This is a genomic window from Microbacterium binotii (assembly GCF_021398715.1).
Lineage (GTDB): Bacteria > Actinomycetota > Actinomycetes > Actinomycetales > Microbacteriaceae > Microbacterium > Microbacterium binotii_A.
Window position 1 is genome coordinate 478,702 of the sequence record NZ_CP090347.1, and the last position, 12,194, is coordinate 490,895.

The 12,194-nt window shown below is 68.8% G+C and carries 7 protein-coding genes; 6 read left to right on the forward strand and 1 reads right to left on the reverse strand.

Going from position 1 to position 12,194, the window contains the following annotated elements; genetic code table 11:
• Nucleotides 1-20: 20 nt before the first annotated feature.
• From LXM64_RS02440 to LXM64_RS02465, 6 genes are all read left to right on the forward strand, one after another.
• Nucleotides 21-776, forward strand: coding sequence for a 5-oxoprolinase subunit PxpA (locus tag LXM64_RS02440; RefSeq protein WP_234074491.1), 756 nt, complete (start codon nt 21-23; stop codon nt 774-776).
• Nucleotides 773-2,305: a 5-oxoprolinase/urea amidolyase family protein gene (locus LXM64_RS02445; protein WP_234074492.1), complete on the forward strand. Its 1,533-nt coding sequence runs from the start codon at nt 773-775 to the stop codon at nt 2,303-2,305. The genes LXM64_RS02440 and LXM64_RS02445 overlap by 4 nt, the downstream gene beginning before the upstream one ends.
• Nucleotides 2,306-2,553: 248 nt before the next feature.
• Entirely contained in the window at nt 2,554-6,057 is a 3,504-nt protein-coding gene (locus LXM64_RS02450; RefSeq protein ID WP_137418075.1) for a DNA-directed RNA polymerase subunit beta, read from the forward strand.
• A 44-nt stretch (nt 6,058-6,101) separates the two neighbouring features.
• Nucleotides 6,102-9,977 carry a DNA-directed RNA polymerase subunit beta' gene (rpoC, locus tag LXM64_RS02455; protein ID WP_234074493.1) on the forward strand — a complete coding sequence of 1,292 codons (3,876 nt, stop codon included), beginning with the start codon at nt 6,102-6,104 and terminating at the stop codon, nt 9,975-9,977.
• 199 nt (nt 9,978-10,176) lie between these two features.
• The gene (locus tag LXM64_RS02460; RefSeq protein ID WP_234074494.1) at nt 10,177-10,914 is read left to right on the forward strand and encodes an alpha/beta fold hydrolase; all 738 of its coding nucleotides are present in this window, start codon (nt 10,177-10,179) and stop codon (nt 10,912-10,914) included.
• A gap of 62 nt (nt 10,915-10,976) precedes the next feature.
• Nucleotides 10,977-11,588, forward strand: a complete 612-nt coding sequence (locus LXM64_RS02465; RefSeq protein ID WP_234074495.1) for a hypothetical protein — start codon at nt 10,977-10,979, stop codon at nt 11,586-11,588.
• 6 nt (nt 11,589-11,594) lie between these two features.
• On the opposite strand, the gene LXM64_RS02470 is transcribed toward LXM64_RS02465, so the two are convergent.
• The gene (locus tag LXM64_RS02470) at nt 11,595-12,185 is read right to left on the reverse strand and encodes a hypothetical protein (RefSeq protein ID WP_234074496.1); all 591 of its coding nucleotides are present in this window, start codon (nt 12,183-12,185) and stop codon (nt 11,595-11,597) included.
• Nucleotides 12,186-12,194 lie beyond the last annotated feature (9 nt).

Genomic DNA, 12,194 nt, shown 5'->3' on the forward strand with positions numbered 1-12,194 from the left:
GGCGGCACTACCGTGTGCACATGCCCTCGATCGATCTGAACGCGGACCTCGGCGAGACCGTCGAGGGCGAGCCGACCGCCGACGATGCGGCGATGTTCGCGGTGATCTCCAGCGCCAGCATCGCGTGCGGCGGCCACGCGGGCGACCCCGACGCGATGCGCGCTGCGGTGGCGCTGGCCGCGGCGGGCGGCGTCGCCGTCGGGGCGCATCCCTCGTATCCTGACCGCGACGGATTCGGGCGACGGGCGATGCGGATCGCGCCGACCCGCCTGCGACGCGAGCTCGCCGCGCAACTGGGCGCACTGCGCTCCGCCGGCGCCGACATCCGCTACGTGAAGCCGCACGGAGCGCTGTATCACGCGGCCGGAAGCGATCCGCAGACGGCGGCGGCGGTCGTCGCCGAGGTCGCCGCTCTCGCCGACGGACTCGGCCGGCTTGTTCCCGTGCTGGGCCTCGGCGATCACCTGCGCGAAGCGGCGGCGGATGCGGGCGTCCCGTTCTTCGGCGAGGCGTTCCTCGACCGCGGATACCTGCCGGACGGGTCGCTCGTGCCCAGGGGCGCGCCGGGGGCGCTGCTGCGCGATCCGGATCAGGTCGCGGCGCGCGCGGTGCGCCTGGCGACGGCGGGGGAGGTCGTCGCGGTCGACGGCTCCGTCGTACGCACCGAGGCCGTCTCGCTCTGCCTGCACGGCGATACGCCCGAGGCGGTGGAGATGGCCGCCGCCGTCCGCGCGGCCCTCACGGCCGCCGGAATCGAGGTCCGGGCGCCGTGGTGACCGGTGGGCGGCGCGTCCTGCCCTTCGGGGCGGGCGGCCTGCTGATCGAGCTCGAGGACCTCGACGCGGTACTGGGCCTGCACGCGGGTCTTGCCGCATCCGTTCCGGCCGGCGTCGAGGAACTCGTTCCCGCGGCGCGCACGGTGCTCGTCCGCTTCGATCCCCGCCGCGTCCCGGCGCACGCGGTGCGGACGTGGATCGCGGCGACGGATGCGGCCGCATCGCGCACCGACCGGGATGCGGCGGAGGTGACGCTTCCCACCGTCTACGACGGTCCGGACCTCGCCGAGGCGGGGCGCTGGAGCGCGCTGTCGGCGGCGGAGCTCGTCGAGCGGCACGTGCGCACGCCCTGGCGGGTGGCGTTCACGGGGTTCGCTCCCGGATTCGCGTATCTCGTGGGGGAGGGGTGGGATCTCGACATCCCTCGCCTGGATGCCCCGCGCACGCGCGTTCCCGCCGGCGCCGTCGCGCTCGCCGCCGGGTTCACGGGGACCTACCCACGGGCGACGCCGGGCGGATGGCGCATCATCGGCACGACGACCGCGCCGCTGTTCGACCCGGATGCGGCCGCCCCGGCGCTGTTGACCGCGGGGACGCGTGTGCGCTTCCGGCCCGAGCGGACGCGCGTGGAGCTCCCCGCCCCGCCGACTCCGCGAGCGCCGACCGCTCCGGCGCTGCGCATCGACAGCCCCGGCCCGCTGGCGACGATCCAGGACCTCGGACGGCCCGGCGCCGGTGCGACGGGCATCGCCGTGTCCGGGGCCGCCGATCGGCGCGCGGCCGCCCTCGCCAATCGCCTCGTCGGCTCTGCCCAGACGGCAGCGGTCATCGAGATCCTGCTGGGGCCGTTCCGAGCGACGGCGCTGGTCGATCGATGGATCGCGGTGACGGGCGGCCTGGGCGCGGTGCGGATCGACGGCAGGGCCGCCGACCCGCACCGTGCCGTGTTGTGGCCCGCGGGTTCCGTGCTCGAGATCGGCCCCCTCACCACAGGCCTTCGCGCCTATCTCGCGGTGCGCGGCGGGATCGATGCGCCCCGCAGCGCGGGCTCCCGAGCCACGGACACCCTTGCGGGCCTCGGGCCGGCCCCCCTCGCCGCGGGAGACGAGATCCCCACGGCAGCGGAGATCACGGGCGAGGTGCCGCCGATCGACGCCGTCGCGTGGACGGCGCCCGCTCCCGGCGACGTCATCCTGGAGGTGTTGCCGGGACCGCGCGCCGACTGGTTCGCGGCCGACGCCGGGCGGACGCTCTTCGCCGGCCCGTGGCACGTGTCCTCGGCAGCCGACCGCATCGGGGTGCGCCTCGAGGGGCCCGGACTGACCCGCATCCGCGCGGGGGAGTTGGCGAGCGAGGCCATGCTTCCCGGCGCGCTTCAGGTCCCGCCGGACGGACGGCCGGTCGTGCTCGGAGTGGACGGTCCGGTCACCGGCGGCTATCCGGTCATCGCCGTCGCCACGCCCGAGTCCTTGGACCGGCTCGCGCAGGCGAGGCCGGGTACCCGTGTGCGGATCAGGCCCGTCGGATGAGGGGCGCCGGGGACGACGCGCGGTTATACCGCAGGTCGTGAAACTCGTCAAGAATTCGACTGGACACGGCGCGTCATCTGACATATAGTTGGTCTTTGCGCTCCCTCCTCCCATGCCCTCATATGGTGGTCGGCCTGCGTGCGTGCCCCCGCAGATAGCGGCGTGCGGTGCGAACGCGTCGGGAAGATCGAGCACTCCATCTGACATCAGAATCACGAGCCCCCGCCCGGGCCCATGGAGGTTATCCCTTGGCTGCCGCGCCCCACGCAAGCACCCCCACCACCAAGACCCCCAAGAACGGACGCGGCGCTTCGCGTCTGTCCTTCGCGAAGATCACCGACACGCTGACGGTCCCCGACCTTCTCGCGCTGCAGACGGAGTCCTTCGACTGGCTCGTCGGCAACGACGCCTGGAAGGCACGTGTCGCCGAGGCGCAGGCCGCGGGTCGCACCGACGTGCCGGCCACGAGCGGTCTCGAGGAGATCTTCGAGGAGATCTCCCCGATCGAAGACCTCAGCGAGACGATGCAGCTGAGCTTCACGAACCCCTACCTCGAGCCCGAGAAGTACTCCATCGAGGAGTGCAAGGAGCGCGGCAAGACGTACGCGGCCCCGCTCTACGTCGAGGCCGAGTTCATGAACCACCAGACCGGTGAGATCAAGACGCAGACGGTCTTCATGGGCGACTTCCCGCTCCAGACCGACAAGGGCACGTTCATCATCAACGGCACCGAGCGCGTCGTCGTGTCGCAGCTCGTGCGTTCGCCCGGTGTGTACTTCGACCGCGTCGCCGACAAGACGAGCGACAAGGACATCGTCTCGGCCCGCGTCATCCCCAGCCGCGGCGCCTGGCTCGAGTTCGAGATCGACAAGCGCGACCAGGTGGGCGTGCGCATCGACCGCAAGCGCAAGCAGTCGGTCACCGTCTTCCTGAAGGCGCTCGGTCTGTCCAGCGAAGACATCATGAACGAGTTCGCGGGCTTCAGCTCGATCGAGGAGACCCTCGAGAAGGACACGATCCTCACCAAGGAAGACGCGCTGCGCGACATCTACCGCAAGCTCCGTCCGGGCGAGCAGGTCGCTGCCGAGGCTGCGCGTGCGCTGCTGGACAACTTCTACTTCTCGTCCAAGCGCTACGACCTCGCCAAGGTCGGCCGGTACAAGATCAACCAGAAGCTGGGTCTCGACACCCCGCTGACCGACTCGGTGCTCACGGTCGACGACATCGTCGCGACCATCAAGTACCTCGTCCGCCTGCACCGCGGCGACACGACCTTCGAGGGCGTGCGCGCCGGCAAGAAGGCCGAGATCCGCATCGACGTCGACGACATCGACAACTTCGGCAACCGTCGCATCCGCGCGGTCGGCGAGCTCATCCAGAACCAGGTCCGCACCGGTCTGTCGCGCATGGAGCGCGTCGTGCGCGAGCGCATGACCACGCAGGACATCGAGGCGATCACGCCGCAGACCCTGATCAACGTGCGTCCCGTCGTGGCGGCGATCAAGGAGTTCTTCGGAACCTCGCAGCTCTCGCAGTTCATGGACCAGAACAACCCGCTCGCGGGTCTGACCCACAAGCGTCGTCTGTCGGCGCTGGGCCCCGGCGGTCTGTCGCGTGAGCGCGCCGGCGTCGAGGTCCGTGACGTCCACCCCTCGCACTACGGCCGCATGTGCCCGATCGAGACGCCGGAAGGCCCGAACATCGGTCTGATCGGTTCGCTCGCCTCCTTCGCGCGCATCAACGCGTTCGGGTTCATCGAGACCCCGTACCGCCGCGTCGTGAACGGTCGCGTCACCACCGACATCGACTACCTCACCGCCAGCGAGGAGAACGACTTCATCGTCGCTCAGGCCGGTGTCGAGCTGACCGCCGAAGGCAAGTTCGCCAACGAGCGGGTGCTCGCCCGCCGCGGCCAGGGTGGCGAGGTCGACCTCTTCCCGGCCGAAGAGATCGGCTACATGGACGTCTCGCCGCGCCAGATGGTGTCGGTCGCGACCTCGCTGATCCCCTTCCTCGAGCACGACGACGCGAACCGCGCCCTCATGGGTGCGAACATGCAGCGCCAGGCCGTGCCGCTGGTTCGCAGCGAGTCGCCCGTGGTCGGAACCGGTATGGAGGGCTACGCGGCCGTCGACGCCGGTGACGTCGTCACCGCCAAGCGCTCCGGCGTCGTGGCCGAGGTCTCCGCCGACGTCGTCACCGTCCAGACGGATGAGGGCGGCACCGACGACTACTTCCTGCGCAAGTTCGACCGCTCCAACCAGGGCACGTCGTACAACCAGCGCGTCGTGGTCTCCGCCGGTGAGCGCATCGAAGCCGGCGAGGTCATCGCCGACGGTCCCGCGACCGAGAACGGCGAGCTCGCCCTCGGCAAGAACCTGCTCGTCGGGTTCATGACGTGGGAGGGTCACAACTTCGAGGACGCGATCATCCTCAGCCAGGAGCTCGTGAAGGACGACACCCTCTCCTCGATCCACATCGAGGAGTACGAGGTCGACGCCCGCGACACGAAGCTCGGCAAGGAGGAGATCACGCGCGACCTGCCGAACGTGAGCCCCGACCTGCTGAAGGACCTCGACGAGCGCGGCATCATCCGCATCGGTGCCGAGGTCCGCCCCGGCGACATCCTCGTCGGCAAGGTCACGCCCAAGGGCGAGACCGAGCTCTCGGCCGAGGAGCGCCTGCTGCGTGCGATCTTCAACGAGAAGAGCCGCGAGGTCCGTGACACCTCTCTGAAGGTGCCCCACGGTGAGCAGGGCACGATCATCGCCGTCAAGGAGTTCAACGCCGAGGACGGCGACGACGAGCTCGGCTCCGGCGTCAACCGCCGGGTCGTGGTCTACATCGCCCAGAAGCGCAAGATCACCGAGGGCGACAAGCTCGCCGGCCGCCACGGCAACAAGGGTGTCATCGCGAAGATCCTCCCCGTCGAGGACATGCCCTTCCTCGCCGACGGCACGCCGCTCGACGTCATCCTCAACCCGCTCGGTATCCCCGGTCGAATGAACTTCGGTCAGGTCCTCGAGCTCCACCTCGGCTGGATCGCCCAGCAGGGCTGGAAGGTCGAGGGCAACCCGGAGTGGGCCACGAACCTGCCGAAGGAGGCCTTCGAGGCCCCCGCCGGCACCAAGGTCGCCACCCCGGTGTTCGACGGTGCGTTCGAGTCGGAGATCGCGGGTCTGCTCGACTCGACGAACCCGACCCGTGACGGCGTGCGACTGATCGACTCCAGCGGTAAGACCACGCTGTTCGACGGCCGCAGCGGAGAGCCCTTCCCGGCACCCATCTCCGTCGGCTACATGTACATCCTGAAGCTGCACCACCTCGTGGACGACAAGATCCACGCGCGCTCCACCGGTCCGTACTCGATGATCACGCAGCAGCCGCTGGGTGGTAAGGCGCAGTTCGGCGGCCAGCGCTTCGGTGAGATGGAGGTGTGGGCCCTCGAGGCCTACGGCGCCGCCTACGCGCTGCAGGAGCTCCTCACGATCAAGTCCGACGACATCCTCGGCCGCGTCAAGGTGTACGAGGCGATCGTCAAGGGCGAGAACATCCAGGAGCCCGGTATCCCCGAGTCCTTCAAGGTGCTCATGAAGGAGATGCAGTCGCTCTGCCTGAACGTCGAGGTCCTCTCGGCCGACGGTACGGCTGTCAACCTGCGCGACACCGATGACGACGCCTTCCGCGCTGCGGAGGAGCTCGGCATCAACATCTCCAGCCGGTTCGAGTCCTCGTCCATCGACGAGATCTGACCCCGGCTCACTCACCGAGATTTATTAGGCACACAGGAGAACCAGTGCTCGAATCCACCACTTTCGACCAGATCCGCATCGGGCTGGCCACGGCCGACGACATCCGTCGTTGGTCCTTCGGCGAGGTCAAGAAGCCCGAGACGATCAACTACCGCACCCTGAAGCCCGAGAAGGACGGTCTGTTCGGCGAGCAGATCTTCGGACCCTCGCGCGACTGGGAGTGCGCCTGCGGCAAGTACAAGCGCGTCCGCTTCAAGGGCATCGTCTGCGAGCGCTGCGGCGTGGAGGTCACCAAGAGCTCCGTCCGCCGCGAGCGCATGGGCCACATCGAGCTCGCCGCGCCCGTCACCCACATCTGGTACTTCAAGGGCGTCCCCTCGCGCTTGGGCTACCTGCTCGACATGGCGCCGAAGGACCTCGAGAAGGTCATCTACTTCGCCGCGTACATGGTGATCTCCGTCGATGAGGAGGGCCGCCACCGCGACCTCCCCACCCACGAGAACAACCTGCGTCTCGAGATCAAGAACCTCGGCGACCGCCGCGACGCCCGTGTGGCTGCTCGCCTGGCGGCCCTCGAGGAGGAGCTCGCGACTCTCGAGGCCGAGGACGCCAAGGCCGACGCCAAGAAGAAGGCCAAGGATGCGGCCGAGAAGGAGATGGCTCTCATCCGCAAGCGCGGTGACGAGCAGATCGCCAAGCTTGAGCGCGTCTGGGAGGAGTTCCGCTCCCTCGAGGTCGGCGCCCTGAAGCCCGAGGACGAGATCTTCAACGAGCTCGTCGACCGCTTCGGTCAGTACTTCGAGGCCCACATGGGCGCGGAGTCAATCAAGCGCCGTCTGGAGAGCTTCGACCTGGCCGCCGAGGCCGACAGCCTGCGCCTGCAGATCTCAGAGGGCAAGGGCCAGCGCAAGATCCGTGCGATCAAGCGCCTCAAGGTCGTCAACTCGTTCCTGTCGACCGGTATGTCGCCGGCGTCGATGGTCCTGGACGTCGTCCCGGTCATCCCGCCGGAGCTGCGTCCGATGGTCCAGCTCGACGGTGGCCGCTTCGCCACCAGCGACCTGAACGACCTCTACCGTCGCGTGATCAACCGCAACAACCGTCTTCGCCGTCTGATCGACCTCGGTGCTCCCGAGATCATCGTCAACAACGAGAAGCGGATGCTGCAGGAGGCCGTCGACGCGCTGTTCGACAACGGTCGTCGTGGTCGCCCGGTCACGGGCACCGGCAACCGCGCCCTCAAGTCCCTCAGCGACATGCTGAAGGGTAAGCAGGGTCGGTTCCGTCAGAACCTGCTCGGCAAGCGCGTCGACTACTCGGGCCGTTCGGTCATCATCGTCGGCCCGCAGCTCAAGCTGCACCAGTGTGGTCTGCCCAAGCAGATGGCCCTGGAGCTGTTCAAGCCGTTCGTGATCAAGCGCCTGATCGACCTCGGTCACTCGCAGAACATCAAGGCCGCGAAGCGCGCCGTCGAGCGTACGCGTCCCGAGGTCTGGGACGTGCTCGAGGAGATCATCCGCGAGCGCCCGGTGCTCCTCAACCGTGCTCCCACGCTGCACCGTCTGGGCATCCAGGCGTTCGAGCCGCAGCTCGTCGAGGGCAAGGCCATCCAGCTCCACCCGCTCGTGTGTGCCGCCTTCAACGCGGACTTCGACGGTGACCAGATGGCTGTGCACCTGCCGCTGTCGGTCGAGGCGCAGGCCGAGGCCCGCATCCTCATGCTCGCCTCGAACAACATCCTGAAGCCGTCGGACGGCCGTCCGGTCACCCTGCCCTCGCAGGACATGATCATCGGTCTCCACCACCTGACCACGGTCAAGGAGGGTGCCGTCGGTGAGGGCCGCGTGTTCGGTTCGGTCGGTGAGGCGATCCTGGCCAAGGACGAGGGCACCCTCGACCTGCAGGCCAAGGTCCGCATCCGCGTTCCCGGTCTGACCTTCCTCGAGGGCGAAGCCCCCGAGGGCTACGAGCGCCACGGTCTCGTCGACGCCTCGCTCGGTCAGGCGATCTTCAACGACACCCTTCCCAAGGGCTACCCGTTCGTGCGCGAACAGGCCGACAAGGGCAAGCTGTCGCAGATCGTCAACAAGCTGGCCGAGGAGTACCCCAAGGTCGAGGTCGCCGCGTCCCTGGACCGCATCAAGGACGCCGGCTTCTACTGGGCCACGCGTTCGGGTGTGACCGTTGCGCTCAGCGACGTGCTGACCCCGCCGAACAAGGCGGAGATCATCGCGGGCTACGAGAAGCAGGCCGCGAAGGTCCAGTCCCAGTACGAGAAGGGCCTCACGACCGACGCCGAGCGTCGTCAGGAGCTCATCAAGATCTGGACGGCTGCGACCGACGAGGTCCAGGCGGCCATGAAGAGCCACTTCCCGGCCGACAACACCATCAACCGGATGGTGAGCTCGGGCGCCCGTGGTAACTGGCTGCAGATCCGCAACATCGCGGGTATGCGTGGTCTGGTGAACAACCCGAAGGGTGAGATCATCGCCCGCCCGATCATCTCCTCGTACCGCGAGGGGCTGAGCGTGGCCGAGTACTTCATCGCGACCCACGGTGCCCGTAAGGGTCTCGCCGACACCGCTCTGCGTACCGCCGACTCGGGTTACCTGACGCGTCGACTCGTCGACGTGTCGCAGGACGTCATCATCCGCGAGGAGGACTGCGCCACGACCAAGGGTCTGGAGCTGCCCATCGCCGCCGCGGGTGCCGACGGGGTGCTCATCAAGGACGCCAACGTCGAGAACTCGGTGTTCGCCCGTACGCTCGCCGCGGACGTGGTCAGCCCGAGCGGTGAGGTTCTCGCCGAGGCCGGTTCGGATGTGGGCGACGTGCTCATCAACCGCCTGGTCGAGGGCGGCGTCACCTCCATCAAGGTGCGCTCGGTCCTGACCTGCGACTCCGCTGTGGGTGTGTGCGCGAAGTGCTACGGCCGCTCGCTCGCGACCGGCAAGGTCGTCGACATCGGCGAGGCCGTCGGCATCATCGCGGCCCAGTCGATCGGTGAGCCCGGTACCCAGCTGACGATGCGTACCTTCCACACCGGTGGTTCGGCATCCGCTGAGGACATCACGCAGGGTCTGCCCCGCGTGCAGGAGCTCTTCGAGGCGCGTACCCCCAAGGGTTCCTCGCCCATCGCGGAGGCCGACGGTCGCATCACGATCGAAGAGACCGAGAAGCAGAAGAAGGTCATCCTCACGCCGGACAACGGTGACGAGCCGCACGTCTACCCCGTGCTCAAGCGCGCCACCCTGCTCGTCGAGGACGGCCAGCGCGTCGAGGTCGGTCAGCCCCTCCAGGTCGGCACGCTCGACCCGAAGGAGATCATGCGCGTCATGGGCGCCCGCGAGGTGCAGAAGTACCTCGTCGGCGGTGTCCAGGGCGTGTACCGGTCGCAGGGTGTCCCGATCCACGACAAGCACATCGAGGTCATCGTCCGCCAGATGCTGCGCAAGGTCACCGTCGTCGACCACGGCGACACCACGCTGCTGCCCGGCGAGATGGTCGACTCGCGTCGCTTCATCGACATCAACCGTGCATCCGTCGCCGAGGGCAAGCGCCCCGCGTCAGGCCGCCCGGAGCTGATGGGTATCACGAAGGCCTCGCTCGCGACCGAGTCGTGGCTGTCGGCCGCTTCCTTCCAGGAGACGACCCGCGTTCTGACGCAGGCCGCGATGGAGGGCAAGAGCGACCCGCTCGTGGGCCTGAAGGAGAACGTGATCATCGGAAAGCTGATCCCCGCGGGGACCGGCCTGTCGAAGTACCGCAACGTCACGGTCGAGGCGACCGAAGAGGCCAAGAGCGAGCGGTACCCCAACCGCATCTTCGCCTCCGACGGTGCGTACAGCGACTCCGACCTGAGCTACGTCGACTTCGACAGCTTCTCGACGGACGACTTCACGCCCGGGACCTACAACTGATTGAGGCGAGAGGGAACGAGCGAGCTCGTTCCCCCGAGCCGATTGAGGTTGTCGAGCGGCACAGCCGCGAGAACAACTGATCGAGTCGGTCCCGACTGACGACGAAGGCCCCCGAGCTCCGGCTCGGGGGCCTTCGTCGTTCCCCGTCCGCACAGCGGGCATTCGGCTCGCGCCAAGCCCCGCGGGCTACCGTTCCGGCATGCAGCTCGCTGTTCGCTCCTCTGGCTCCGGTGCGCGCACCGCGATCCTCATCCACGGCATCATGTCCGACTCACGGGCGTGGCACCGCGTGAGCAACGACCTCGAGGCGGCCGGCTTCCGTGTGCTCGCCGTCGACCTCGCCGGACACGGCCGGAGCCCCCGCGCTCGGAGCTACTCGCCGGCCGCCTGGGCCGAGGATGTCATCGAGACGCTGGAGCCGATGCTGGGGCATGATGCGCCGGATCTGATCGTCGGGCACTCCCTCGGAGCACTCGTGGCGAGCATGGTGGCCGAGCGGCTCGCGCCCCGCGCCGCCGTCTACGTCGACCCCGCCTTCGCCTTTCCGCGTGGAGTGCGCGGGCTCGCGTATAAGCTCGCCTTCGCCGTCGCCCCGAAGCCGCGTCGGGCGATGCTGCGGCGCATGAACCCCGGCTGGAGCACGCAGGACATCGACCTCGAGCTGTCGTCGTTGCAGGCGTGGGACAAGCGCACCATCCTCGGCCTCGCCGACACCCGTGCCCTCGTCGCGCCGCGTCGGCCCCGGCAGCCGAGTCTCGTCGTGCTGGCCGAGAAGAGCCTGCTGATCACCCGTACCGTCGCCGCGGCCATGCGCGGTGACGGGCTCACCGTCACGGTGCTGCCGGGGTCGGGGCACACCGTCTTCCGCGACGACCACGCGGGGTTCATGGGTCTCGTCCACGGCTGGATCGCCGATCACGTCCCCGCCCGCGTCTGAGGCCGCGTGCCGCTGCCTCGCTTCGCGGGATGCGACGCGTAGCGTGGACGGGGGAGGTCGGCGTGGCACGGATCGGCGGTCGCAACAGCTTCATGGCGTGGGTCGTGGGGCTCGGCAGTGCTGCCGTGGTGGCGGCGCTGGTGGTCCTTGCGATCCCGGCGATCCCCGCGGGCATCCAGATGCTCGGTGACACCCTGCGCTCCTCCACATCCGTCCCGGTCGCTGAGGGGAAGACGGTCGCCCCTCAGCCCATCTCGTCGACCCCGCTGTGCCAGGGCCTCTACACGGAGGCACTGTGGGCGGAGCTCACCCAGCGCGCCGGGGGAGTGCCGGTGCAGGACGCGAGTGCGCCGCGCGTGTCGGCGACGACGCTGGAGGCCTCGCTCGCACCCGAAGTGACGGTGTCGTGCACGTTCACCGGCATCAACACCGGTTCCATCGTGACGACGGTGGCGAAGGTGGATGCGGACGCCGCCCGTCTCGCCCGCTCGACACTGGAGACGGCGGGCTACGCGTGCGGCGACTTCGGCGACGGCGTGCGTTGCCGGCTGGCGACCGCGGAGGGCTCGGAGGACCAGGTCATCCGAGACGGCACGTGGCTGGCGAGCGTGTTCACGGGGTGGCACCCCGACCGCTACACGGAACGCGTCGCGCTGCAGCTCTGGCCGAGCTGAGCGCGCTCAGTCGAAGACGCGCGAGATGACCGCATCCGTGTAGCCGGACGGTGCCAGCCCGACGTACTGCGTGTCGATCAGTACGTCGTCGCGCCAGAACAGCGTGCGCCCGTCGTTGACCGGGTACTGCGGGTCCACCCAGACCTTCTCGCACCGGGTTCCGTTGTTCGGGGTATAGCAGCTGAAGCCCTCGCCGACGAGCGCATTGAGCATGTCGAGAGCCGGTCCGCGCGACTTCTTCGAGATCGTGGTCGTGAGCCTGCCGGTGTCGGTCGCGGGGCTTCCCCAGATACAGGTGAGGCTGCCGTCGGCCTGCGCACCGGCCGTCCCGAATGCCGGGTCGTTGAGCGGCACGTCGGCAAGCTGAGCGAGCACCGCGTCGGAGAGGATCTCGCGGCAGTCCGTGGGAATCGCCACGGGGCTCGCCGTGGGTGTCGGAGTCGCCGTCGGAGTCGGCGTGGGCGAGGACGACGGGCCGAGCGTGGAGCCGGTCGGTGCAGGCGAGGGATCCGGTGCGCAGCCCGCGAGGACCAGCAGAGCGAGAAGAGAACAGGACGCCGCGAGCAGGGTGGTCTTCGAACGATGGCGCAGCGTCATGGGGTCAGG